The sequence below is a fragment of the Vibrio sinaloensis DSM 21326 genome, from assembly GCF_000189275.1.
GTDB classification, from domain to species: Bacteria; Pseudomonadota; Gammaproteobacteria; order Enterobacterales; family Vibrionaceae; genus Vibrio; species Vibrio sinaloensis.
This window is the reverse complement of sequence record NZ_AEVT01000072.1, coordinates 35,911-60,092: the sequence shown is the minus strand read 5'-3', so window position 1 is coordinate 60,092 and position 24,182 is coordinate 35,911. Positions and strand designations below refer to the sequence as shown.

Annotated in this window: 24 protein-coding genes; 8 read left to right on the top strand and 16 right to left on the bottom strand. The window is 46.4% G+C overall.

All coding sequences use genetic code 11. From position 1 onward, the window contains the following. Positions 1–24 precede the first annotated feature (24 nt). Positions 25–591 carry an elongation factor P gene (gene efp, locus RH45_RS12805; RefSeq protein WP_008077791.1) on the bottom strand — a complete coding sequence of 189 codons (567 nt, stop codon included), beginning with the start codon at positions 589–591 and terminating at the stop codon, positions 25–27. Positions 592–624: 33 nt separating this feature from the next. Here efp and epmB point away from each other — a divergent pair, with 33 nt between their 5' ends. From epmB to RH45_RS12790, 3 genes are all read left to right on the top strand, one after another. After that, on the top strand, positions 625–1,647 hold the full coding sequence (epmB, locus tag RH45_RS12800) for an EF-P beta-lysylation protein EpmB (RefSeq protein ID WP_008077790.1): 1,023 nt from the start codon (positions 625–627) through the stop codon (positions 1,645–1,647). Positions 1,648–1,745: 98 nt separating this feature from the next. After that, positions 1,746–2,240 carry an MgtC/SapB family protein gene (locus tag RH45_RS12795; protein ID WP_008077789.1) on the top strand — a complete coding sequence of 165 codons (495 nt, stop codon included), beginning with the start codon at positions 1,746–1,748 and terminating at the stop codon, positions 2,238–2,240. A gap of 170 nt (positions 2,241–2,410) precedes the next feature. Next, positions 2,411–3,739, top strand: a complete 1,329-nt coding sequence (locus RH45_RS12790) for an anaerobic C4-dicarboxylate transporter (RefSeq protein WP_008077788.1) — start codon at positions 2,411–2,413, stop codon at positions 3,737–3,739. Between the two features lie 77 nt (positions 3,740–3,816). Here RH45_RS12790 and pfkA read toward each other — a convergent pair whose 3' ends face one another. The 3 genes from pfkA to RH45_RS12775 all read right to left on the bottom strand — a co-directional run bounded on the left by pfkA (position 3,817) and on the right by RH45_RS12775 (position 6,570). Next, the gene (gene pfkA, locus RH45_RS12785) at positions 3,817–4,779 is read right to left on the bottom strand and encodes a 6-phosphofructokinase (protein ID WP_008077787.1); all 963 of its coding nucleotides are present in this window, start codon (positions 4,777–4,779) and stop codon (positions 3,817–3,819) included. 270 nt (positions 4,780–5,049) lie between these two features. Continuing rightward, positions 5,050–5,958, bottom strand: a complete 909-nt coding sequence (gene fieF / locus RH45_RS12780) for a CDF family cation-efflux transporter FieF (RefSeq protein ID WP_008077786.1) — start codon at positions 5,956–5,958, stop codon at positions 5,050–5,052. Between the two features lie 108 nt (positions 5,959–6,066). Continuing rightward, positions 6,067–6,570, bottom strand: a complete 504-nt coding sequence (locus RH45_RS12775) for a CpxP family protein (protein ID WP_008077783.1) — start codon at positions 6,568–6,570, stop codon at positions 6,067–6,069. Between the two features lie 188 nt (positions 6,571–6,758). Here RH45_RS12775 and RH45_RS12770 point away from each other — a divergent pair, with 188 nt between their 5' ends. From RH45_RS12770 to trmL, 4 genes are all read left to right on the top strand, one after another. Next, entirely contained in the window at positions 6,759–7,454 is a 696-nt protein-coding gene (locus RH45_RS12770) for a response regulator (RefSeq protein ID WP_008077781.1), read from the top strand. After that, positions 7,454–8,839, top strand: a complete 1,386-nt coding sequence (cpxA, locus tag RH45_RS12765; protein WP_008077780.1) for an envelope stress sensor histidine kinase CpxA — start codon at positions 7,454–7,456, stop codon at positions 8,837–8,839. Before RH45_RS12770 ends, cpxA begins: the two co-directional genes overlap by 1 nt. A gap of 73 nt (positions 8,840–8,912) precedes the next feature. Beyond that, on the top strand, positions 8,913–9,530 hold the full coding sequence (locus RH45_RS12760; RefSeq protein ID WP_008077779.1) for a superoxide dismutase: 618 nt from the start codon (positions 8,913–8,915) through the stop codon (positions 9,528–9,530). Between the two features lie 90 nt (positions 9,531–9,620). Then, entirely contained in the window at positions 9,621–10,097 is a 477-nt protein-coding gene (gene trmL, locus RH45_RS12755) for a tRNA (uridine(34)/cytosine(34)/5-carboxymethylaminomethyluridine(34)-2'-O)-methyltransferase TrmL (RefSeq protein ID WP_008077778.1), read from the top strand. 70 nt (positions 10,098–10,167) lie between these two features. On the opposite strand, the gene trpS is transcribed toward trmL, so the two are convergent. From trpS to pilM, 12 genes are all read right to left on the bottom strand, one after another. Continuing rightward, positions 10,168–11,205, bottom strand: a complete 1,038-nt coding sequence (gene trpS, locus RH45_RS12750) for a tryptophan--tRNA ligase (protein ID WP_008077776.1) — start codon at positions 11,203–11,205, stop codon at positions 10,168–10,170. Between the two features lie 115 nt (positions 11,206–11,320). Continuing rightward, positions 11,321–12,001, bottom strand: coding sequence for a phosphoglycolate phosphatase (locus RH45_RS12745; RefSeq protein ID WP_008077774.1), 681 nt, complete (start codon positions 11,999–12,001; stop codon positions 11,321–11,323). 4 nt (positions 12,002–12,005) lie between these two features. After that, positions 12,006–12,677 (bottom strand): ribulose-phosphate 3-epimerase, encoded by a 672-nt coding sequence (gene rpe / locus RH45_RS12740; protein WP_008077772.1) that lies wholly within the window; start codon positions 12,675–12,677, stop codon positions 12,006–12,008. 106 nt (positions 12,678–12,783) lie between these two features. Next, positions 12,784–13,611, bottom strand: coding sequence for a Dam family site-specific DNA-(adenine-N6)-methyltransferase (locus tag RH45_RS12735; RefSeq protein ID WP_008077770.1), 828 nt, complete (start codon positions 13,609–13,611; stop codon positions 12,784–12,786). A gap of 93 nt (positions 13,612–13,704) precedes the next feature. Then, positions 13,705–15,195, bottom strand: a complete 1,491-nt coding sequence (locus RH45_RS12730) for an SPOR domain-containing protein (RefSeq protein ID WP_008077768.1) — start codon at positions 15,193–15,195, stop codon at positions 13,705–13,707. A gap of 98 nt (positions 15,196–15,293) precedes the next feature. Continuing rightward, a complete protein-coding gene (aroB, locus tag RH45_RS12725; RefSeq protein WP_008077766.1) occupies positions 15,294–16,382 on the bottom strand; it encodes a 3-dehydroquinate synthase in 1,089 nt (362 codons plus the stop codon). 27 nt (positions 16,383–16,409) lie between these two features. Further along, the gene (aroK, locus tag RH45_RS12720) at positions 16,410–16,928 is read right to left on the bottom strand and encodes a shikimate kinase AroK (RefSeq protein ID WP_008077764.1); all 519 of its coding nucleotides are present in this window, start codon (positions 16,926–16,928) and stop codon (positions 16,410–16,412) included. Positions 16,929–17,104: 176 nt separating this feature from the next. Beyond that, entirely contained in the window at positions 17,105–18,814 is a 1,710-nt protein-coding gene (locus tag RH45_RS12715) for a type IV pilus secretin PilQ (RefSeq protein ID WP_039958599.1), read from the bottom strand. A gap of 15 nt (positions 18,815–18,829) precedes the next feature. Beyond that, positions 18,830–19,342 carry a pilus assembly protein PilP gene (locus RH45_RS12710; RefSeq protein ID WP_008077760.1) on the bottom strand — a complete coding sequence of 171 codons (513 nt, stop codon included), beginning with the start codon at positions 19,340–19,342 and terminating at the stop codon, positions 18,830–18,832. After that, the gene (locus RH45_RS12705; RefSeq protein ID WP_008077759.1) at positions 19,332–19,922 is read right to left on the bottom strand and encodes a type IV pilus inner membrane component PilO; all 591 of its coding nucleotides are present in this window, start codon (positions 19,920–19,922) and stop codon (positions 19,332–19,334) included. The genes RH45_RS12710 and RH45_RS12705 overlap by 11 nt, the downstream gene beginning before the upstream one ends. Beyond that, the gene (locus tag RH45_RS12700; protein WP_008077757.1) at positions 19,915–20,502 is read right to left on the bottom strand and encodes a PilN domain-containing protein; all 588 of its coding nucleotides are present in this window, start codon (positions 20,500–20,502) and stop codon (positions 19,915–19,917) included. The genes RH45_RS12705 and RH45_RS12700 overlap by 8 nt, the downstream gene beginning before the upstream one ends. Next, a complete protein-coding gene (pilM, locus tag RH45_RS12695) occupies positions 20,492–21,487 on the bottom strand; it encodes a type IV pilus assembly protein PilM (protein ID WP_039958605.1) in 996 nt (331 codons plus the stop codon). Before pilM ends, RH45_RS12700 begins: the two co-directional genes overlap by 11 nt. Before the next feature lie 136 nt (positions 21,488–21,623). Between pilM and RH45_RS12690 the strand changes: the two genes are divergently transcribed. Then, entirely contained in the window at positions 21,624–24,161 is a 2,538-nt protein-coding gene (locus RH45_RS12690; RefSeq protein ID WP_008077754.1) for a penicillin-binding protein 1A, read from the top strand. The last annotated feature ends 21 nt before the right edge of the window (positions 24,162–24,182 follow it).

Here is a 24,182-nt window from a genome sequence, read left to right as displayed (position 1 = left end):
TTTCAGAATCTTGACGAACTCGGCTTACTTAACGCGGCCTACGTATTCGCCAGTACGGGTATCCACCTTGATCACTTCACCAATTGCGATGAACAAAGGTACACGTACCACAGCACCAGTAGAAAGAGTTGCTGGTTTACCGCCAGTACCTTGAGTATCGCCTTTCAGACCAGGATCGGTATCCGTCACTTCAAGCTCAACAAAGTTTGGTGGAGTTACAACGATTGGGTTACCGTTCCAAAGTGTAAGCATACATGTGTTGTTTTCTACCAACCACTTCGCGTTGTCACCTACTGCTTTTACGTCTGCAGCGATTTGCTCAAACGTTTCGTTGTTCATAAAGTGGTAGAATTCGCCGTCGTTATATAGATAATCTAGGTCGATATCCATCACGTCTGCGACTTCACACGTTTCACCAGACTTGAAGGTTTTCTCTAGCACTTTACCAGAAAGAAGTTTACGAATTTTCACGCGGTTGAACGCTTGGCCTTTACCTGGTTTAACGTATTCGTTTTCCAGGATAACGCAAGGCTCGTTATCAAGCATGAGTTTTAGACCGCCTTTAAATTCATTGGTGCTAACAGTAGCCATTTTTTCCTCTTTACATTCTTAGAGCTAAATTCAATGCCGCATATCATAACCCGAAAAGCCGTATCTGTTGAGCAAAACTGGCTCCAACAGCTAGCGAATGGGATCTCTGATCCTGCAAAATTGCTCGAACAGCTTGAAATCGATCCTACTCCTTGGCAGCAAGGATTCGAAGCCAGACAGCTTTTTGCTCAGCGTGTGCCGCAAAGTTTTGTCGATAGAATGGAAAAAGGCAATCCTTTTGATCCGCTCTTACGGCAAGTATTGCCCCTATCAGAAGAGTTCGACGTTAAGCAGGGCTATTCCAACGACCCCTTGCTTGAACAAGACAATGCTATCCCTGGATTGCTGCATAAGTACCGCAATCGGGCTTTGATGATCGTTAAAGGTGGCTGTGCGATCAACTGCCGCTATTGTTTTCGACGTCATTTCCCATACCAAGAAAACAAAGGCAGTAAAGCCGTTTGGCAACAGAGCCTAGACTATGTTCAACAGCAACCAGAGATCAATGAAGTCATCCTTTCTGGGGGCGACCCATTAATGGCCAAAGACGACGAGCTGCGTTGGTTAGTAGAGCGTATTGCTGACATCAAACACATCAAGAGGATTAGGATCCACTCTCGCTTACCGGTTGTGATCCCAGCGCGTATTACTGACGAACTGCTGGAGATTTTTTCCACCACGCGCTTACAAGTTGTGATGGTCACTCACGTCAACCATGCCCAAGAGATCAATCATGAGCTGCGTCTCGCGACCGCACGCTTAAAACTCGCAGGCATAACGCTATTGAATCAAGGGGTCATGCTCAAAGGGGTAAACGACAGTATTGAAGCTCAAGTTGCGTTAAGTGAAGCCCTATTTGATGCCAATATTCTTCCCTACTACATCCATGTATTGGACAAAGTACAAGGTGCCGCGCACTTCTACATTTCAGATCATGAGGCAAAACGGATCATGGCAGGCTTACTCGAACGAGTGTCCGGATACTTAGTTCCCACCTTGACTAGGGAGATCGGTGGCCGAAGCAGTAAAACACCTTTAGATCTTCACTTGGAATAAACGTATGTATGGCTGGCAACAATTTGTCATCTAGATAAAAATCTTTTGTTCGATAAGCCGGTCTATAGTGTGCATACTCCGTCGCTTTGGAGGTCAAAATGCAACCATCTATTGAACAACTCTTCGACTTAGGGCCTTTTAGTTGGGCAGCGTTATTGTGCTGCGCTGTAAACGGCGCTCTGGTCGGTGTCGAACGCCAAACTCGTGGTAAACCCGTTGGCATCCGAACCTCAATCCTGGTGATTTCCGGCACCTATTTCTTCATGTCGATGGCCGTTTCCCTGTCTCCGAATACCTTAGACCAAGCGCGCGTTCTCGGCCAAATAATTACTGGGGTCGGTTTTCTTGGTGCTGGCGTGATGATGACCTTAGATGGCAAGATCCACGGCGTAACTTCTGCGGCAGTAATTTGGGTATTGGCGGCACTCGGCATGATGATCGGCTTAGGGTACTTACAACAATCAGTGGTGATCACTGTATTGGTTTTATCAGTGTTGCTTGGGGTCGACAAAGCCGAAAATAGAGTGAAAGCCCTGCGCCGCGGTGTGCATCAGAAATTTCAGAGTCGGAAGGTGCCACGCACAAAACCATGATCTACATGGCGAATTTAACATGAGTTTTCACTACCGTGCCGCGATTTGATAGAAAACAAAGAAGCGTCTAAAAACGAATTAGAGCATTAAGATAAGCACAAAACCTCACGTTTCCAACTACCACTTTTGGGTAGGATAACCCTAACATTTTCACACTGTAGGGTTTAATTATGTTTTACGTGCATATGCTGCTGCTTCTAACGGTGATATTCATTGGTATTCGCCATGGAGGCATCGCATTTGGTTTACTCGGCGGCCTTGGGGTCTCCGTTTTAGCGTTTGTATTTGGTGTCGCTCCCGGTTCACCTCCCATTAGCGTAATGCTGATTATTCTTGCGGTTGTTGCCGCTTCAGCAACCCTGGAAGCGACCGGCGGACTGAAACTACTGGTTAAGTTTGCCGAGCGTTTGTTGCGTAAGCACCCAAGCCAAATTGTTTTTCTTGGCCCGCTGTGTACTTATTCACTCACTGTCTTAGTCGGAACCGGTCACTCTGTCTACCCACTCTTACCTGTGATCTATGATGTCGCATACAAGAAGGGCATTCGTCCAGAAAGACCCATGGCCATGTCTACGGTCGCATCACAGATGGGCATTACTGCTAGTCCAATTGCGGCGGCAGCGGCCGTTGTCATGGCAACAGCGGCGGACAATCACCTCGATATCAGTTTGGTTAACGTCCTATTAGTTACCATTCCGGCAACTCTGATTGGTGTGCTTGTTGGCTGCTTATGGAGCCTAAGACGCGGTAAAGAGCTTGATCAAGACCAAGCATTTATCGAACGCTGCCAAGATCCTGAGTTTAAAGCGCAATTAATCGATGAAGTTCAACAAGATGAAGACCAACCCGCCAGTCAAAAAGTGGCAAAGCGTGGTTTAGGGATTTTCCTAGCAGGTATCGCAACCGTGATTTTCGTCGCCATGTTTGGTAAAGATCTAGGGCTGCTTCCGCAAGGTGTGAAGATGTCCGTCGCGATTCAATTCTTGATGCTTTCAGTCGGTGCATTGATCTTGCTGACCACGAAGGTGGAACCGAAGAAGATTGTCCACAGCAACGTGTTTATTGCAGGTATGACCGCGGTGATCATTATCTTCGGTATCGCGTGGATGAGTGACACCATTATCGGTTTCCACAAGCCTTACTTGATCAGCCTAGTGAGTGACATCGTTGCTGCTCACCCGTGGACTTTTGCTATTGCGATGTTCGTGGTGTCCGTGTTCCTCAAAAGCCAAGCGGCTGTCCTGACGATCATGCTACCGCTTGGTTTTGCAATGGGTATTCCAGCCCCCGTTCTTATCGGTGTGCTACCGGCGTGTTACGCGTACTTCTTCTTCCCGTTTTACCCTAGTGACCTTGCTGCAATTACCTTTGACCGCTCGGGCACCACTCAAATAGGTAAATACGTACTCAACCACAGCTTCCTATTACCCGGCTTTATCGGCGTGATCACTGCAACAACAGTTGGTTACGTACTGTCGACTATGCTGGTTAACGGATAAAGACAATCAGCACATCAACGAAAAAAGCCAGTGGTTTCCCACTGGCTTTTAATTGATTGATTCGTATAGCAATCGCTTTAGAACAACTCTTCTGCAACCTTAAATAGGTCTTCACGTACTGGGCGCTTCATGTTCTCGATCGCATCAATGATGTCATGGTGAACCAGTTGCTCTTTTTGGATACCAACACAACGACCACCGTGGCCATCCATCAATAGGTGAACAGCGAAGTTACCCATGCGAGAGGCCAATACACGGTCGAACGCAGTTGGACGGCCGCCACGTTGAATGTGGCCAAGTACTGTCGCGCGCGTTTCACGACCTGTCGCAGTTTCAATCTCTTTTGCCAACTCATTCGCATCCATCATAAGCTCAGTAAGTGCAATGATCGCGTGCTTCTTACCTTTCTTAATGCCATCTTGGATGTTGTTGATTAGCTTCTCTTTATCCAGACCCGTTTCTGGAGTGATGATGTACTCGCAGCCACCCGCAATCGCAGACATTAGAGTTAGGTCGCCACAGTGACGGCCCATGATCTCAACAATAGAAATACGTTGGTGAGATGAAGAAGTATCACGTAGGCGGTCAATCGCATCAATAACGGTATTAAGCGCAGTTAGGTAACCAATGGTGTAATCCGTACCCGCAATATCGTTGTCGATCGTACCTGGTAGACCGATACACGGGTAGCCCATTTCAGTCAGCTTCTTCGCACCCATGTAAGAGCCGTCGCCACCCACAACAACCAAAGCTTCAATGCCGTGCTTTTGTAGGTTTTCGATCGCTTTTTGGCGTACTTCAACTTCTTTGAACTCAGGGAAACGTGCTGATCCTAAGAAAGTACCACCCTTGTTGATCACGTCAGAAACACTTGAACGATCCAGTTTCTCGATACGGTCTTCGTACAGGCCTAAGTAGCCATCGTAAACGCCGTATACTTCTAAACCTTCAGAAAGAGCTGTGCGAACCACGCCACGAACTGCTGCGTTCATACCAGGTGCGTCACCGCCACTTGTCAAGACACCGATCTTCTTAATCATGCTCACCCTCGATTTTTGGGAATCTTATTTCAATTTTTACGTCAGCCGCTTTCAATAAACGTCTGACAGAATTCCTTTAACTGTGCAATATGTTACCTTTCCTAACTAGGAATACTACTTTTATTTGCACGAAATTATGTAACTTTTCTACTTATGTAAGAGTATTACAGCTTTGCTGTTTCACTTAATTGATACACATCAGGATCACAGTTAATAGTGAGCCCGCTGAAAAGATAGTCAATAAGTGGCACTTTGTCGCCCTATACGGTTTTACCAACCTTGCGACTTTTGTTCTTTTTCTGCGCCCAATACTACAGAATAAGGATCTTGATGGATCAATACATCGGAACCTGGGAACAGAGCAAGCAGTTTATCCTCCACTTCATCAGAGATTCGATGCGCTTCAATCAACACCAATTGATCTTCAAGCTCTAAGTGAAGTTGAATAAATCGGGTTGGCCCAGACATGCGGGTACGCAATTGATGTACCCCCAATACCCCATCTACCGAGAGACACTGCTGCCTGATCTGCTCCAGTTCACTATCAGGCAGCTTGCGATCCAGTAAGGTTTGAATCGCCTCCCGCACCATTTTAAATGCGCTATACAGAATGTATACCCCAATACCGACTGCAAAAACGGCGTCAGCTTGGGTGACACCAAACCAGCTCAACGCTAATGCCAGCATAATCGCCGCGTTCATATACAAATCGGATTGGTAGTGAAGCGAATCAGCAGCAATGGCCTGACTGCCTGTTTTCTTAACAACATGCTGCTGAAAACGGACCAGTGCAAAGGTAACAAAAATCGCGAACAAGCTTACATACACGCCATACTCAGGCGACTGCAATTCATGGGGGCGAAAGAAGCGCTCAACACCATTTAAAATCAAAAATACCGCTGAGCCAGAAATGAACATCGCTTGGGCCAGAGCGGCTAATGATTCGGCTTTACCATGACCAAAGGTATGCTCTCTATCTGCTGGCTGTAGTGAATAGCGCACCACCACTAAGTTAACCAGCGAGGCCGCAATATCCAACATCGAATCAATCAGCGAAGCCAACAGGCTGACTGAGCCCGTTATCCACCATGCACCGATCTTCACCACTAATAACAGGGTTGCAACTATGGTTGCCATCCAAGCCGCCATCGTCACTAGGCGTGCATACTCTTGTTTCATAGGTAATTGATCAATAAACAAACATGCCTTAAGTATAACCCGCCAATTGTTGAATAAAAATGGCATAAAAAAAGCGACCAGTGGCCGCTTTTTTATCATCAGAATGTGTTACTTATCAGCAAGACGCTTTTGCATTTTATCTGCACACTTATCCGCGCGCTCTTTTTGCAACTCGACAAACTTCGCTTTCTGCTCTGGGGTTAGGATACTGAGCATTTGATGCTGCTTCTCAAGCATTTTCACTTTACGCTCAGTTTGCTTGTCGACCATTGCTTTCGCTAGTTCGTTGGCCGCCGCTTGATCAAAGTTATCCGCGAGCACCAGTTCTTGTACTTTTGCATGCTGCGCTTGCATTTCCGCATGACGAGCTTCGAAGTTAGCTTTAAAGTTAGCCTTCATCTCGGTTTTACCCGCTTCACGCAACTCTTTGAGTTGCTCTTTCTGAGCATCCGTTAAGTCTAACTTACGCATCATTTTCGGGCTGAAACCACCACCACACTCTCCGTGGCTGCCTTTCTTATGATCTTTACCACCAAATGCAAAGGCACTTGCAGTACCTAAAGTTAGAGGGAGAACGACTGCTGCTATTACGAGTTTTTTTGCCATTTTCATAATCGTACCTTTCACGTTTGTTGTTAGTTTGTGCTGCCTACCTCTGCAGCGCTTGAGTGTAGAATACGACTTGCTGCGTAAAGCAACGTCTAGAGAGCGTAAAGAATCGTAAAGAGCATTATTACGGCTAAATCTCTTGTGCGATTAGCAGTAATATAACAGTAACCAAATTGCTTAGAGACTTTGTTATGCCACATATCCTATTGATTGATGACGACACCGAATTGACTAGCCTGCTCAAGGAAGTGCTCTCGTTCGAGGGCTTTGATGTATCTGAGGCTAACAATGGCGAAGAAGGACTTGCGTTATTAACCGATGGCATCGATCTCATTCTACTTGATGTCATGATGCCGAAATTAAATGGTATGGAAACACTCAAGCGCTTGCGCGAAAACTGGCAAACCCCCGTATTGATGCTGACGGCCAAAGGCGAAGAGATCGATCGTGTTATTGGCTTAGAATTAGGGGCCGATGATTACCTACCTAAACCTTTTAGTGACAGAGAGCTACTCGCCCGTATCCGAGCAATATTACGTCGAACGCAAACCTCATCATCGAACAAAGCGAGCAAATCATCAGATTGCATCGAATACCAAGATATTCAAGTCTACCCAGGCAAACAGGAAGCCTTCTGCCAAGGTAAGCAGCTCGACTTAACGACAACTGAGTTCGCATTATTAACTCATTTCGTTCAAAACCCTGGAGAAACACTGACCAAAGAGGCGCTGAGTTTAGATGTATTAGGTAAACGCCTTGCCGCCTTTGACCGCGCTATCGATATGCATGTATCTAACCTACGCAAAAAACTGCCGGAGCGCGCGGATGGTAAATCACGCATCAAAACCTTACGCGGACGTGGCTACCTATTGGTTGAGGAGGACTAATGCGCCTACCCAAAATCACCAGTTTATACGGGCGTATCTTTGCAATTTTTTGGTTCACCATGTTTTTGGTGCTGGTTGCGGTGCTGTCTCTACCACACCTTGATCCTCGTAAAGCGCGCGATATTCCCAGCGATCACTTTGATAGGCTGATCGACATCACTCACAGCTTAGAGAAGCGATTTGCCAACAGTGACAACTTGGCTAAAGTGTTATTCAAGTTGGAGGGACCAAAGCGTTCGCCTAAAGATCCTCGACCACGTTTTTTCGTCACGGATCTAGAAGGCAACATTTTGACCACCCAAGATAGAAAGAACTACAAATATCGCGCGCTGCAAAACTTCATTACCAGCGTCGAAGTACCCGGAAAACCACAACAAAAACTGTACGGACACTACATGGTTGCAGGGCCTTTACCCGTCACTTTAGCCAAACAGGATCTGTTGCTGTACGTCGGTGTAAAGTGGAACCAACCACCACCATTTTTACTGCGGATGTTTGATAGGCCTTTCCAATTGCTATTGGCTGTCATGGTCGTCAGTACGCCACTGCTATTGTGGCTAGCATGGGCACTAAGCCAACCCGCAAGACGTTTGGAACGTGCTGCAAAACGCGTCGCTAAAGGTGAATTTGTCGTTGACCCTAGCTTAGAGAAAGGTACCAGCGAATTTCGCCAAGCTGGGGCTAGCTTTAACCAAATGGTTGAAGCCGTGAATCAAATGATTTCAGGTCAACAGCGCTTACTGTCTGATATTTCGCATGAACTTCGATCACCATTGACACGATTGAGAATGGCAAATGCATTAGCAACGCGAAAACAAGGGGAGAGCCCTGAGCTAACCCGAATTGACACCGAAGCACAGCGCTTAGAGCAGATGATTGGTGAGCTATTGGAACTGTCACGCATGCAAGTCGATAGCCATTTAACGCGAGAAGAACAACCGATGGCGAGCCTATGGGAAGCGATTCTATCAGACGCCCAGTTTGAAGCTGAGCAGATGAATAAAACTTTGTCGTTCAATGACATCCCTGATCGCCTAATCTCCGGTAACCCTAAACTGCTAATGAGCGCGCTAGATAACATTGTCCGTAATGCCATTTACTATGGCAAAGATCAGATTGATGTCAGGTTCAATGAGTCGAACCAAGACGTTTTGATTACCGTCGAAGACAATGGTGAAGGGGTTCCTGAGCATGAAATGGAAGCGATTTTCCGGCCGTTTTACCGAGTCTCGACGGCACGGGATAGGCATAGCGGAGGCACGGGGTTAGGGTTAACCATCACCGAGAGTGCCATTCGTCAACATAGCGGAACCATATTGGCAAAGCGTAGCGAGCTTGGTGGCTTAAGGGTTGAGATTACTTTACCTTTTGGTACCGATAAATAACCCTACAAATAGATAGTTGATAATAGATCTCATTATCATTTAAAGTAAATCCTTCTATTAAGGAGGATTTACCATGTCACATACTTTCCCAGACTTGCCTTACGCTTACGATGCTCTAGAGCCTTACATTGATGCGAAGACGATGGAAGTGCATTACAGCAAGCACCACCGCACCTATTTCGACAAGTTTATTGCTGCGATAAAAGGCTCTGAGCTTGAAAATACTCAACTGACTGAGATCTTTGCCAACATCTCTCAACACTCTCCAGCAATACGCAACAATGGCGGAGGTTACTACAACCATGTGCTGTACTGGAACTGTATGTCTCCCAATGGTGGAGGCGCTCCAAGCGGCGATCTTAACGAGGCCATCATCAACACATTTGGCAGCTTCGATGAATTCCAACAATTGTTTACTGACGCAGCGATCAATACCTTTGGCTCTGGTTTTGCGTGGCTCGTGGTTAACAATGGCGAACTAAAAATCGCTTCCACCAGCAACCAAGACAACCCATTAATGGATGTCGCCGGTGTACAAGGTGAACCTATTCTCGCTCTAGACGTTTGGGAGCACGCTTACTACATCAGTTACCAAAACCGCCGTCCTGATTACATCGAAGCATGGTGGAATGTTGTTGACTGGAATACGGTGAGTGAAAACTACGCCGCGGCATTAGCCCAAGGTCGCTAAGTTGTAAAAACTTCCTACCTCTCACTTGGCGGTTGTCCATGACCGCCTTATACTTTCTAGCCTTTGAACAATCAGCGTTAAGAGTTAGTCATGTTTGATATTGCCCTCTACGAACCAGAAATTGCCCCTAATACTGGCAACATTATTCGCTTATGTGCCAACTGCGGTGCCAACCTTCACCTTATCGAGCCACTTGGTTTTGATCTAGAGGAAAAGAAAGTTCGTCGAGCTGGATTAGATTATCACGACTTAGCTCGTGTCACTCGCCATAAAGACTACCAAGCCTTTATTGAGTATTTAGAAAAGGAACGCGAAAACTATCGAATTTTCGCCTGCACGACGAAAACAACCGGTCATCATGTCGACGCTAACTTCCAACAAGGTGATGTCCTGTTATTTGGTCCAGAGACCCGCGGCCTACCAGCAGAACTGATTGAAAGCATGCCGATGGAGCAACGTATTCGCATTCCTATGATGCCTGATGCAAGAAGTTTAAACCTTTCAAACGCCGTCGCGATTATTGCCTTTGAAGCATGGCGACAAATGGGGTTTGAAGGCGCTCAATAAAAAGTATCTGAATACGAAAAAACGGACTCATATGAGTCCGTTTTTATGTTTATCGAGTGTCGACGTCTGCCTATGGGCGCGCAACGAAACCTACTGCTTCATACGCTTTCTTCAGTGTCTCCGCAGCACGTGCAGAGGCTTTTTCAGCGCCCTGTTTCATCACCTGATCCATATAAGCACGATCGGCGCGAATACGGTGGTATTCTGCTTGAATCGGCTCAAGCATAGCAACAAGCGCTTCACCGACATCTTTCTTAAATGGACCGTACATCTCAACACCTTGGTACTTAGCTTCGATCTCTTCAAAGCTCATGCCGGTTGCTGCTGAGTACAGACCCATTAGATTAGAGATCCCCGCTTTGTTGTCCCAGTCGTGAGCAATGCGTGGTGGCGTTTCTGCATCAGTCTGAGCTTTGTTGATCTTCTTGATGATTGATTTTGGCTCTTCAAGCAAGGTGATCACGTTCTTACGGTTATCGTCCGACTTAGACATCTTCTTAGTCGCATCTTGCAAGCTCATTACACGTGCATTCACGGTTGGAATATACGGCTCTGGCACTTGGAAGATAGGCTGCTCTGGCGAGTAGATGTTGTTGAAGCGGTTAGCGATATCACGTGCTAATTCAAGGTGCTGCTTCTGGTCACTACCTACTGGCACTTGATGTGCACCGTAAAGCAGGATATCTGCAGCCATTAGAACTGGATAATCAAACAGGCCTACGTTTACATCACCAAACTGGCTAGAAGAGTCTTTCGAGTAACGTGCAGACTTATCTTTAAACTGAGTCATTCGGCCCAGTTCACCCATCTGGGTGTAACAGTTAAGAAGCCAACCAAGTTGAGCATGCTCTGGTACATGTGACTGAACAAATAGCGTGCTCTTTTGCGGATCAACACCAACTGCAAGACAGATTGCTAGTGCGTCTAGAGTCGCTTCGTGCAACGCTTTAGGATCTTGGCGAACCGTAATTGCGTGAAGGTCGACAACACAGTATTGGCAATCGTAATCATCTTGCATCTGCTGCCATTGACGTAGAGCACCCAAGTAGTTACCGATACTTAGTTCACCTGATGGTTGAACACCACTCAATACGATGGGTTTGCTCATGGGAATAATTCCTTTGACTTCTTATGCTAAATAATGAAAAAACCGTGTGGTTTCTCTCCACACGGTTTACTCAGTGTACTCATTAACAAGTATTTTAAAAGATCTTTTGTCGCTATTAAGCTGAAACCGTTAAGAGTTCTGCTAAATCTGCGATGGTATCTGCGACATAATCCGGTTGAGAGACAGAAATAGGCTCACCGTGGTTATACCCATACGTCAAACCAAACGAATGGCATCCTGCGTTTTTCGCTGCTTTGATATCGTTACTTGAATCACCCACCATTAACATTTCTTGTGGCTGACAGCCATGTTTCTCAAGCAGCCAATTTAGTGCCATTGGGTTAGGTTTTTTCTCTGGGAACGTATCGCCACCGATCACATCAACAAAGTACTTATCAATGCCGTGCTTCGCCAGAACCTCAGGGACAAACTTCGATGGCTTGTTGGTCACTAGCGCCATGGTAAAGCCCGCTTCGTGCAGCTCTGCCAAGGTTTCCTTTACGGCTGGATAGAGGTGGCTGAGCTTGTGTCCGCTTTGCTCATAATAGTCATCAAACAGAACGCGCGCTTTGGCATGCAGTTCTGGGTCTAAATCTGGTGCAACTGTTAGGCTGCGACTCAACGAACGACCAATAAGAACATCAGCGCCGTTACCAACATAGTCACGCACTTGTTCTTCTGTCACCGCAGGGTAACCTAATGCTTGTACCGCTTGGTCAGCAGCCACCGCCAAATCAGGCACGCTATCAAGTAGCGTACCGTCTAAATCGAATGCAATTAACTTAATGTTGCTCATGGAATTAGTTAACCTTCGCCAGTTCGGCGCGCATCTCATCGATCACTTGTTTGTAGTCTGGCTGGTTGAAGATAGCCGAACCTGCAACGAACATATCCGCGCCCGCTTCTGCGATCTCTTTGATGTTTTCAACCTTCACACCACCATCAATTTCCAAACGAATATCACGACCAGATTCATCAATCATTTGGCGAACTGCGCGTAGCTTATCGAGTGTTTTAGGAATGAAAGATTGACCACCAAAGCCAGGGTTCACTGACATCAATAGAATCATATCTACTTTGTCGATGATGTACTCAAGGTGAGACAGCGGTGTTGCTGGGTTGAGAACCACACCCGCTTTACAACCATGCTCTTTGATAAGCTGAAGTGTGCGATCAACGTGCTCAGAGGCTTCAATATGGAAAGTGATCATAGACGCCCCTGCTTTAGCGAAGTCAGGAATAATGCGATCCACTGGCTTCACCATTAGGTGTACATCAATGGGTGCAGTAATACCGTAGTCACGCAGTGCCTGACAGATAGGTGCACCGAAGGTTAGGTTAGGTACGTAGTGGTTATCCATTACGTCAAAGTGAACCACGTCTGCTCCGGCTGCGAGTACTTTCTCTACGTCTTCACCAAGACGAGCCATATCGGCAGACAAAATCGATGGAGCGATAAGGAAATCTTTCATACCTGACCTCTAGTAATAATTGGGCATCATTGCACACTGAAGAATCTTTGCGCGCAATTCTACCTAAGCTATAGGCCAGAAGATAGGAAAGCTTAATGAAATGTGATTATTTGCCTTCAACTGGTTGGAATAAGGCAAGAAGTTCATCAACCTTGTTGCGACCCGCCCCATTACGGCTTATCGTGCGCTTAACTTTAACTACATTCAATTGTGCACCGTGGTATAAACGGCGTGTCAAAGTCGTATCATGGTTGGAGATAAGCACCGGAATCCCACGTTCAAGCGCCGCTCTTTCAGCCACATCCGCTAAAGCCGCTTGGTCATCCAAGGTAAAGCCATTCCCCGCGTAAGACGTAAAATTAGCCGTCGTAGAAAGCGGGGCATAAGGAGGATCACAGTAGACCACAGAGCCCTTGCGCGCGCGTTTAAAGGTATCGTGGTACCCCTCACAAACAAACGTCGCTTTCTTCGCCTTTTCAGCAAAGAACTCTAACTCAGCTTCTGGAAAATAAGGCTTCTTATATGAGCCAAACGGGACATTAAAGCCGCCTTTTTTGTTGTAACGACACAAGCCGTTAAAACCAAAACGGTTCATGTACAGAAAAGCCAAAGAACGATACATCACATCGTCTGTGGCGTTGAATTGACTACGAATATCGAGGTAGGCTTCTTTGCGATTATTCTCAGGGCAGAACCAACGCTTTGCCTCAAGAATGTACTCTTGCGGGTTTTCTTTAAGGAGATTGTAGAGGTTGATCAAATCTGGATTAATATCAGCAAGCAGATATTGGTCATAATCAGTATTGAGAAAAACAGAGCCAGCACCTACGAACGGTTCCACCAACTTACGTGCCTCAGGCAAGTGACGCTGGATATCTTCGACAAGTCCGTATTTTCCACCTGCCCATTTCAGGAAGGCACGCTGCTTCTTCATCTACTGCTCTATTTATCAACCACAAATTAAGGCTGCGGAATGTAACATATTTTGCAATTAATCTCAGACTATTTTCTAGCTTAATCGCGCTTTCTAGTTGTCTTGGCTGCCTCGTTCAATCTCACGCTGAACTTGGTTGAGAGATTTTGCCCATGGCTCAAGGTTTTGCAGTTCTGACGACAAGGTTTCGACCGCATCACGTGCAACTTGAATGGTTGGGTAATTTTCATAAGTGATGATGAACCACTCAACGTCATTACGCACCGTTGGGTAGATGTAGACGTTCCCCTCAATTGAGTGAGTATCCAAAAATGACTGCACATCTTCGAGGCTTGTCACTGCTGCAAGCTGCAATGTGTAGCTGCGAGGAGAGAAAGCTTGGAGTTCTGGCTTAGTGAATGAAAATTTAATGACTGGTGGCGTCGGAGTCTCCGACGCGGAATTTTGAGGATCGCTCTGTAGCTCTGCTTGAGGAATCGACTCCTCCACGACCTTTTCTATGTTGCTGGTATCGACAGACTCTGGTTTGTCTTCAAGTAAGGCATCGACCACTTCAGACGTAATCACTACACGCTGTTGGTCATCTTCGGTGCCGACACTGGAAACTTCATTGGTTACCGATGGTGGAAGTGACTGAGAATCATCTTCAGCGGCTGCTAGTACAGGGTCGACAACTTGTTCTGGGTCGAGAATTGTCGCTTGCTCCCCTGTCGCATCGGCGCCTGAAACACCTTGCTCGAAAGTCGGAATCGCAGTCTGCTCAACGGACTGAGTGATTTGCTGCGCTTTGTCATCCGGCGTCGGTTGAGACATCATCCACCAATATCCTGCACTAATGAGCAACAGGAGCACCACAACCACTAACGCAATGTTGATTGGTGAGCCGATAATCGAACGGATAATGATCCTTTTTTCCACTTTTTGGTCCCCTAGTGCCATAATCTCGCCAGGACGGCGAGCGACTGTGCGGTACGCATTCCGCACCCGCTTTTCCATGTCATCTTCGACATACCTAACCACCAATTGTTCAAAGAATCGATCCGCTTCCTGCTGGGAAAGGGGGTCAATTTCAAGATCGATGGGCTTATGCTCTTGTCCATAACTTAAGCGCGTCAGCAACGCATCAAGCGTATTCACTTGGGCAAACAACAGAACATTGACTGTCCACAGCGGGTTCTGCTGCGATTCCAGCACCAACATCCACAGCTCAGAAATGAACGATTCGGACAATAAATGGGCATCATCTATTGCGATGACCACATCACAGCCTTCTCCTTCCATTAAGCGTGTGAACGATTCGGCAATCGAATCCGCAGGATTGAAAAGTGGTTCAGAAACCAGCTGCGAGAGAATTGTCATTCGACGTTGCTCATCGTCCTGATTAGGGAAACACATTAGCAACGCTTGATTCTTTTCTAGCGCCCACGCTTCTAAATAACGCTGTGCAAGCCAGGTTTTACCTGCTCCATTATCACCAGCGATAGTCACTAGATTTGAACCAAAATTGGTTAATAGCTGAAGACGCTCAAGCAGTTCAACCTGAGAGTCTAGTTGTAACACATGTGAGTCATGCGCCATGCTCATTTCGCCATCCTAAAGACAATACTCTAAGATACCAACTCAGCCGCTTAAACAACGAATACAAAAGCCAAAATCTGGGTTGGCATCACACGAGGAGAGAATTAAATATCGCGCCCAAAATCAATTGCTTGCTCAATAATAGACTCAGGTACGCCTTTGACTACTTCCGCAGTACCAATACTTGTAGGGAGCACAAGTCGTAATTCACCTGCCAGTACTTTTTTGTCACGCATCATATGACGCATGAAGTCGTCGAACGTCATACTATCAGGGGTATGAACCGGCAACTGAGCTCTCTTGAGTATAGAAACAATTCGCTCGAATTGCTCCGCGTTGATCAGTCCTTGTAGCTCAGCAGTTTTCGCAGCCATGACCGTACCAGAAGAGACGGCTTCACCATGTAACCATTTGCCATAGCCTAGCTCAGCCTCGATTGCATGGCCGAACGTATGTCCAAGATTCAGCAAAGCACGGATTCCCGCTTCTTTTTCATCTTGCGCGACCACCTCAGCTTTGATTTCACAACAGCGGGCAATTGCGTACGTCAGAGCCTGCTCATCAAGTGCATAGAGCTTATCGAGATTGTCTTCTAGCCAAACAAAGAAGGCTTGATCATAGATAATGCCGTACTTAATCACTTCTGCGATGCCTGCCGCAAACTCACGTTTAGGTAATGTCTTAAGGCATTCCGTATCAATGATCACCGCTTTAGGCTGATAAAACGCCCCGATCATGTTCTTACCCAGCGGATGGTTAACGGCCGTTTTGCCTCCCACCGATGAGTCGACTTGAGACAACAAAGTGGTCGGGATCTGGACAAAGTCGACACCACGCTGATAACACGCGGCGGCAAAACCAACTAAGTCACCTATCACGCCGCCACCAAGTGCAATGACAACCACATCACGTGCAAAGTTACCTTCAAGCAGGTAGCTCATCACCGTGTTGAACGTCTCAAGGGATTTGTACTGCTCACCATCAGGCAGCTCCAACAAGGAGGCCTCACAGCCAAGCTGTTCGAGAAGAGAGAGGATTTTGTCGGCGTAAAGAGGAGCAACAGTGACGTTAGAAATCACTAATACTTTTTGTTTCGCTGACAAGAAAGAAAGGTGGGCCGGATCATTAAATAATCCGGCACCTATTGAGATTGGATAGCTACGTTCATCTAAGCTGACCGTAATCCGTTCCATGGGTATTCTCCAGTTGCTAAAAAAGTCTTAACGTTCTTCTAGCATTTTTACGATCTGGTTGGCTACCACTTTTGCACTTTGATCGTCTGTACGTACTGTGTAATCCGCAATTTCTTCGTAAAGTGGGTTGCGCTCATCAGCAAGTGATTCAAGCACATCACGTGGATTATCAGTTTGTAATAATGGTCGCTTCTTGTCGCGGTTAGTGCGCGCAAGCTGCTTTTCAATCGTTGTTTCTAGGTAAACAACAATACCGCGTGCAGAAAGACGATTGCGGTTTTCTTTGCTCTTGATTGAACCACCACCGGTCGCAAGTACAATACCTTGCTCTTCGGTCAGGTCGTTAATCACTTTTTCCTCGCGATCGCGGAAGCCTTCTTCACCTTCTACGTCAAATACCCAAGCGATATCTGCGCCAGTACGTTCTTCAATAACGGTATCAGAATCCACAAACTCCATATGAAGTTGTGAAGCTAGGTGTCTACCGATAGTGCTTTTGCCGGCACCCATTGGGCCAACAAGGAAAATATTGCGTTTCTCAGCCATGTTTAGCAGTAATTTACAACGTTAATTCAATGACATCGCCACAAGAAAAGCCAGTGTGTTACTAGCGATAGAGATGCTTGTGGCACCGATTCCTCACAGATAATTCGTGATAAGACCCGAAATTATCTAGATAAGGTGCCATTAATGCAACTTTATTTTTTCGCCTCAGCCAATTCTTACTGAATAACGACTTTAGGCGTGACAAAAATCAGCAGCTCACTCTTGCCCATTTGTTGGTAAGAACGACGAAATAGAGCGCCAAGTACAGGTAAATCACCGAGTAATGGCACCTTATCTACGGTATCGGTCACGCTGTGCTGAAAGATACCGCCTAAAACTACGGTTTCTCCATTATCGACCAAAACTTGGGTTCCAATTCGTTGGGTATTGATCGCGACCGCTTCACCGGTCCCTGTTTTAACGACATCGCCTGGGCGGTCTTGGGTCACACTAAGATCAAGGACTAAGCGATTATCAGGCGTAATTTGGGGGGTCACCTTTAAGCTTAGAACCGCCTTTTTAAAGGTAACACTGGTTGCTCCGCTCGATGAAGACTCTAGATAAGGGATCTCTGTACCTTGCTCGATATAGGCAGGCTTTTTATTGGTGGTAATTAAGCGTGGGCTAGAAATCACCTCCGCTTTAGATTCACGTTGCAAAGCTGATAGTTCCAAATCCAACAGTAAATCAGAGCCTAGTTTCGCAACTTGAAAAGCAATAGAGGAAGCCGTGGTCGATGTGGCTGCCAGATTCACGTTGAGAAAATCGTCGACTGGGAGGGTATCGCCTTCTAACAAGCCCGCTTGAAATAGGTTACTTTCAATTGACCCACCAACCGTATTGTTACCATTGGTCGAACTAAAACCCCAACGCACGCCTAGCTCATCCAAGTTACCTTCATTCACAGTCACAATACGTGCTTCGATCTGAACCTGTTTTACTGGAATATCTAAGGTATCAATTATGTCACGGATAACGTCAATGTTCTCCTTTAAGTCACGAATCAATAAAGCATTAGTACGTTCATCGACACTCAAGGAACCTCGCTCAGACAACATGCTCAGCGCGCCGTTACCGCCAATCATTTCAGCGATTTCTGATGCCTTCGCAAATTTCACCTTAATAATTTCTGAACTGAGATCGCCGAGCTCTTCTTCTAGGCGAGACTTTTCCAGCGCTTGTTGCTCCCTAAGGTCTAACTCAGCCGTCGGGGCAACCAGCACCACATTGCCATCAATGCGTTTATCAAGTCCTTTAACTTGTAAGATGATATCCAAAACTTGCTGCCAAGGTACGCCATCTAATCTCAAGGTTAAGTTGCCTTGTACTGAATCAGACACCACCAAATTGAAGTCATTGTAATCCGCGATCAACTGCAAAACGTTTCTAACGGGTATGTCTTGGAAGTTTATCGAGATTTTTTTACCTTCCTTTTCGAGGATACTCTTTTCTTGCTTTACTTCGGCTTGCTTAGGCTTTTTAACCACCACTTCAAGGTAGTTACTATTGAGGTGATACTCGTAGCTGTATTGCCCTTCAACAGAGGCCAACAACAAGACGCGCCCCTCTTTTCGGAACACCTCAATATCAGAGACATTAGTGGCGAAATCTTTGACATCCAGAAGATGAAGTTTGTCATCGCTAACCGACGTATCCATCAGTTCGATACTCAAACCCTCTTGCGCTTTTTGGATATCAACGGCAATACTCGGCGTGGCTAGCTGAACGATAATTTTGCCATTGAGTTCACCATCAACTCGAAAGTCGATGCTTTCCAAACGATTAGCACTTTGCTCCTCTGCGTAACTGAGCCCAGAAAATATAAAGGCCCAAACCAGTAAACTGGCCTGCAGTGAAGACACTATTCTATGAATTAATCCTTTCATTTCGATCTACGACACCTACTTGAGCGCAAGCTTAACGCTGCGTTTATTCCAACACCCTAATCCATCTGGGAGGGTTTCATTAATCTTTAAATAGTTGGCTGAAACATGGGTAACTTTGCCATTGTTTAAGCCTATGTATTGACCCGTGTTCACCTTAACCACATTCCCAGCTGGCGTTTGTATCAGGGCACTGACACTCCCTTGACTGCCCATCACTCCTTTAAGCTTGAGTTTGCTTAACGGGTAGCGTTCCAACTGGCTTGTTTTTTTTCGTTTCGCCGGTTGCCAACAATCTTTGCTGACGACGGGTTGGTTAAGTACCAAAGCCGCTTTAGGTAACACAAACGGTTCCCGCTGTTGATGGGCTTGATACGGGGTAATTTGAAAGTCAATGACGGGCTTAAGATCGACAACATCTTGGCGAGCTTTGCGTTCCACTTGAGCGACAAACTCATCCAAAGGGTCTGTATTTGCTTGGCAGCCCAACAGAGAGAAAAGGGCCATGAGTAAGAGATAGTTAGCTTTCATCTTCGACCTCCGGTTTGAACTGATAGGTATAAGCCCGAACTCGAAAATGCAACGTACTGCTCTCTTGACTCACGCGCTGCCAGTCAACGTCATCAAAATTGATAATTCGCGGTAGCTCAGCAATCGCTTGACTGAAGTCGCCAATGTTGTGGTAATCCCCTGTCAGTTCAATGTTGAGTGGCAAGCGATATAAAAACTGCTGATTCTGTTTTTGCCCCCAATCGATTCGGGTGAACGTCAACGTGTTTTTTAGTCCGACATCATTAACAGAAGCCAACATGGTAGCCAATTCTTTCTGGACGGGCAGTTGACGAGATAGGTAGTCATAGCGCTCTGATAGCTCATCAAGCTGAGCCTGTAACTTAGGTAAGGTGGCGACTTTATTGGCTTTTATCCTTGCCGCAGCTTTTAAACTCTGCTCTTGTTGTTGCAGGGCACTGATATGATCGATCTTTGGTTGCAGAAAAAACCAGTAGCCAGCCGCTTGAATGACTATCATCAGCAATACGATCATCGCCAGTTGTAACGCTAGCGGCCACTCTGCGATTTCTTCAATATCCAGTTCAGAATAACTAGCCATTTTCTCCTCCTGGCTGCCCAGCGGACTTAGCGCTCTCTACGACAAATGAAAAAGAGACGTTGAATGTTTGGAACTTTTTACCGAAGCGCGCTTTGCCATGAACAATAGAGTGCATATCAACATCACGAATCAATGCCGAGCTCTCCAAATTATCTAACATGGTGGCGAGCCGAGAAGTCGTGTCACTGATGCCAGACATACGTACTTGTAGTCCGTTCATTTTGATCTTATCGACGTAAACACCTTCAGGGATCAAACTAGGCAAGGTGTTCATGAAGTTAGTGGTTTTGTTGCGCTGAGTTTGCAGCTCTTCCACCACGGATAGGCGAGTGAGAAGTGATTTGTGCTCTTGCTCCACCTGCTTGAGTTGCTGGATTTGCGAATCAAGCTGAGCAATATAAGATTTGAGATAGTGTAAGCGAGCTTGTTGATCTTGCGTCTGCTGCTGAAGAAAGTAAGCCGCCCCCCACTGCATTGCGACGGCGCACAACACACCAAGAATCACCAAACCTAAAAATCGTCGTTTGTGGCTTTCTCTTCGTGCCTCTCGCCAAGGCAATAGGTTGATACTATGCAGCATGCTCTTGCTCCAACCAGTCCAAACCTCGCAACGCCAGACCAGCTGCCGTAGAATAAGCGTAGCCATTCGCCTGCCCCACTGTCGCCTTGCCATTTGCAGGGGTAAATAGGCTCAATGGATTAAGCAGCTCGCATTCGATATTTAAACGTCGGGCAATTTCTTCGGCCAGCATCGGGGTTGCCGCGCCACCTCCGGATAGCCAAATACCTTGAATGGGCGTGGTGTGTACCGACGTGAGGAGCTGGATATTGCGCTGGAGCTTTTCTACCAAAGCAAAGATAAATCGCTCGGTACTGCTGTGAGCTAGGTGTTCAAACTCTGCTTCGCTTTCAATATGTTGAGTGCCTAACGCTATATCCTTACAGAAGGGGGCTCTTTCCGGCAAATCCATACATACGCTCGATTGCGTTAATCCCACATCGAGCAGTATCCAGTCACGTTTATGCTGCGTACTGGCCGCCAATTGCCAAATATTTGCTAAGCTGTGCGCTTGAACCTCAGTTAGAATCGGCTGGTAACCGGCTTTCGCTAAAGCTTGAGTCCGGCTTTCGACCACATCACGTCGAGTGGCATAAACCTGATAGCTCGACATACTTGATCCCGCCCCCGTCTTATTTACTTCGACAAAATCAAGATTGAGTTCCTCAACAGGGAAAGGCGATTGGTGAGAGAAAGCCTGCATAATCGCGAACTCTCTTTCTTGTGTCTCAATTTCGCTATCTATTTGTAATACCTTACTTATTACAGCGCTGTCTGGTATTGCTAACGCAACTTTGCGACTAAATAGAGGTAAGGCCTTCCTTAGTTCTTTGAGTTTCTTTACAATTTTCTGATAATTTAACATGTGGTTATCAGTGAAAATGTCGGATTCAATTGGCAGCTCTCGGTAACTTACAAGCGTTAATGTGCCTTTAGACGGCTTGAGAGCAACCGCCTTTATACTGTGGTGACCAATATCAATGCCAATAACTAGAGATTTACCCATGCTTTGCTCCATGCTGTTGCTTAGCTCCATGCGTAAATAGCTGGTTTCCTACGACACATTAACCAGACGAGCTAAGGTTTTAGCTTACAGTACAAGGGTTTGCATACAGTGAACCTATTTAATCAGGGATTCTCCGGTGAAGTTCATAAAGCGATTGTTCATTTTTTCACTGATTTGCATGATTCTTGGAGTCGGTACAATTTTCGGCTTCTACTTTTATGTCAAATCAGATTTACCAGACGTAGCGACACTGAAAGACGTTAAGCTGCAAACGCCAATGCAGGTATTCAGTCAAGACGGTAAACTCATCTCTCAGTTTGGTGAGAAGCGTCGCATACCTGTCAAATACGATGAGATTCCACAGCATTTAATTGATGCCCTCATTGCTACTGAAGACAGCCGCTTTTATGAACACCCTGGTATTGACCCAATCGGTATTACCCGTGCGGCAGTTGTCGTTGCGATTTCCGGGTCGGCCAAACAAGGGGCGAGTACCATTACTCAGCAGCTTGCACGTAATTTCTTCTTGTCTAATGAGAAGAAGATAATGCGTAAGATAAAAGAGATTTTTATTGCTATTCACATTGAACAGATGCTTAGCAAACAAGAAATCATGGAGCTTTACGTCAATAAGATTTTCTTAGGTTATCGTTCTTATGGTTTTGGTGCGGCTGCGCAAACCTACTTTGGTAAAGACATACAAGATCTAACGTTAAGCGAGATTGCGACCTTAGCCGGTATGCCTAAAGCCCCATCGACGATGAACCCAATCTATTCACTTGAACGTGCTACTCACCGTCGCAATGTCGTATTACTGCGTATGTTGGACGAAGGTTACATCACCCAAGACGAATACGACCAAGCACGTTCAGAGCAAATCGTGGCCCGCTATCATGGTGCAGAAATCGAATTAGATGCGCCCTATGTAGCAGAGCTTGCCCGAGCATGGATGGTATCTCGATACGGTAAGGAAGAAGCCTACACTTCCGGAATGAACATCTACACGACCGTTGATTCTAAGTTACAACAAGCAGCCAATGATGCGGCTATCAATAACCTGATCGCTTACGATGAACGTCATGGCTACCGCGGTGCAGAAAAAGTGCTTTGGAAAGATGGACAATCGCCACTTAGCATCGACGAGATCAACAAAACACTCCGTAACGTTCCTAGCTACGGCCAATTGATTCCTGCGGTCGTGACTGATGTCACAGGCAAACAAGCGACGGTTATCGTAAAAAATCAAGGCCAACAAACACTGGCATGGAACGGTATCAAATGGGCGCGTAAGTTCCGTAACGATGACAGCCAAGGCCCAGCACCAAAATCGGCGAAATCCGTGCTAACAGCGGGTGAACAAATTTGGGTTCGCCAAGTCGAGCAGACAACTGACGGTGAAGAACCCGTCACCTTATGGCAACTGAGCCAAGTCCCGAACGCCAATACGGCATTTACCGCGATGAACCCTGAAAACGGCGCAGTACTGGCATTAGTCGGTGGCTTTAACTTCATCCACAACAAGTTTAACCGTGCTACTCAATCTGTACGTCAAGTTGGTTCGAGTATCAAACCATTCATCTACTCCGCTGCGATTGATAAAGGATTAACTTTAGCCAGCTTGATCAACGATGCTCCGATCAACCAGTGGGATAAAGGTCACGGAACCGCTTGGCGTCCAAAGAATTCACCTCCGACCTACGTAGGTCCAACTCGCTTGCGTATTGGTTTGGCACAATCTAAGAACGTGATGGCAGTGCGTGTGTTACGTGAAGTTGGCCTGGATGAGACTCGCCAATACTTAACTCGCTTTGGCTTTAGTATGGATCAGCTACCTCGTTCTGAGACCATAGCCCTCGGTGCAGGCAGTTTAACACCAGTCAAAATGGCCCAAGGTTACTCGGTCTTTGCTAACGGTGGTTACTATGTAGAACCTTTCTATATCAGTAAAGTCGAAGGGCCATTTGGCGATATCGAATTTGAAGCCAGCCCTAAAACAATCTGCCGTAAGAACTGTGAAACTGCCGAGCAGCCCGAAATTACGAACGAGTTTCAAGAGCAAGACGTAGCACTACAAGGTGAAGAAAATGCGGATAAACCGCAATACGCACCCCAAGTGATTTCCGAACAAACTGCATTCCTTGTCCGAGAAATGATGTACAGCAACATTTGGGGTGGCGGTAACTGGCGTGACGGTACAGGCTGGAACGGCACTGGCTGGCGTGCTCAGAAACTCGAACGTCGTGATATTGGTGGTAAAACGGGAACCACAAACGACTCGAAAGACGCTTGGTACAATGGCTATGCTCCGGGTATGGTCGCTGTCGCTTGGGTCGGCTTCGATGACCATAGACGCAAGCTAGGTCGCACGACACAAAATGCCAACTTGGGCAAAGGTCAAACATCTGGGGCCGAGGCTGGCGCTAAGACGGCTCAACCTGCATGGGTCGACTTTATGCAGACCGCGCTACAAGGTGTCCCAGAAGAGACAAAGGTGATACCACCGCATATTGTCCGCGTGCGTATCGATCGCGATTCAGGTTTGTTGACCAATCAGTTCGGTGCAAGCTCAATGTTTGAGTACTTTGCCGAAGGCACCGAGCCGAAGAGATACGCCACCAGCCAAGTGACAGATAGCATTTACACATCTGAAGATGGCAGCGAAGAACTCTTCTAACTGAGTAGAAAATCAAAGAGG

Bases quoted from the DNA above. Each gene is read 5' to 3' on its own strand.
- efp (WP_008077791.1), bottom strand. From the start codon at position 591: ATGGCTACTGTTAGCACCAATGAATTTAAAGGCGGTCTAAAACTCATG.
- epmB (WP_008077790.1), top strand. From the start codon at position 625: ATGCCGCATATCATAACCCGAAAAGCCGTATCTGTTGAGCAAAACTGG.
- RH45_RS12795 (WP_008077789.1), top strand. From the start codon at position 1,746: ATGCAACCATCTATTGAACAACTCTTCGACTTAGGGCCTTTTAGTTGG.
- RH45_RS12790 (WP_008077788.1), top strand. From the start codon at position 2,411: ATGTTTTACGTGCATATGCTGCTGCTTCTAACGGTGATATTCATTGGT.
- pfkA (WP_008077787.1), bottom strand. From the start codon at position 4,779: ATGATTAAGAAGATCGGTGTCTTGACAAGTGGCGGTGACGCACCTGGT.
- fieF (WP_008077786.1), bottom strand. From the start codon at position 5,958: ATGAAACAAGAGTATGCACGCCTAGTGACGATGGCGGCTTGGATGGCA.
- RH45_RS12775 (WP_008077783.1), bottom strand. From the start codon at position 6,570: ATGAAAATGGCAAAAAAACTCGTAATAGCAGCAGTCGTTCTCCCTCTA.
- RH45_RS12770 (WP_008077781.1), top strand. From the start codon at position 6,759: ATGCCACATATCCTATTGATTGATGACGACACCGAATTGACTAGCCTG.
- cpxA (WP_008077780.1), top strand. From the start codon at position 7,454: ATGCGCCTACCCAAAATCACCAGTTTATACGGGCGTATCTTTGCAATT.
- RH45_RS12760 (WP_008077779.1), top strand. From the start codon at position 8,913: ATGTCACATACTTTCCCAGACTTGCCTTACGCTTACGATGCTCTAGAG.
- trmL (WP_008077778.1), top strand. From the start codon at position 9,621: ATGTTTGATATTGCCCTCTACGAACCAGAAATTGCCCCTAATACTGGC.
- trpS (WP_008077776.1), bottom strand. From the start codon at position 11,205: ATGAGCAAACCCATCGTATTGAGTGGTGTTCAACCATCAGGTGAACTA.
- RH45_RS12745 (WP_008077774.1), bottom strand. From the start codon at position 12,001: ATGAGCAACATTAAGTTAATTGCATTCGATTTAGACGGTACGCTACTT.
- rpe (WP_008077772.1), bottom strand. From the start codon at position 12,677: ATGAAAGATTTCCTTATCGCTCCATCGATTTTGTCTGCCGATATGGCT.
- RH45_RS12735 (WP_008077770.1), bottom strand. From the start codon at position 13,611: ATGAAGAAGCAGCGTGCCTTCCTGAAATGGGCAGGTGGAAAATACGGA.
- RH45_RS12730 (WP_008077768.1), bottom strand. From the start codon at position 15,195: ATGAGCATGGCGCATGACTCACATGTGTTACAACTAGACTCTCAGGTT.
- aroB (WP_008077766.1), bottom strand. From the start codon at position 16,382: ATGGAACGGATTACGGTCAGCTTAGATGAACGTAGCTATCCAATCTCA.
- aroK (WP_008077764.1), bottom strand. From the start codon at position 16,928: ATGGCTGAGAAACGCAATATTTTCCTTGTTGGCCCAATGGGTGCCGGC.
- RH45_RS12715 (WP_039958599.1), bottom strand. From the start codon at position 18,814: ATGAAAGGATTAATTCATAGAATAGTGTCTTCACTGCAGGCCAGTTTA.
- RH45_RS12710 (WP_008077760.1), bottom strand. From the start codon at position 19,342: ATGAAAGCTAACTATCTCTTACTCATGGCCCTTTTCTCTCTGTTGGGC.
- RH45_RS12705 (WP_008077759.1), bottom strand. From the start codon at position 19,922: ATGGCTAGTTATTCTGAACTGGATATTGAAGAAATCGCAGAGTGGCCG.
- RH45_RS12700 (WP_008077757.1), bottom strand. From the start codon at position 20,502: ATGCTGCATAGTATCAACCTATTGCCTTGGCGAGAGGCACGAAGAGAA.
- pilM (WP_039958605.1), bottom strand. From the start codon at position 21,487: ATGGGTAAATCTCTAGTTATTGGCATTGATATTGGTCACCACAGTATA.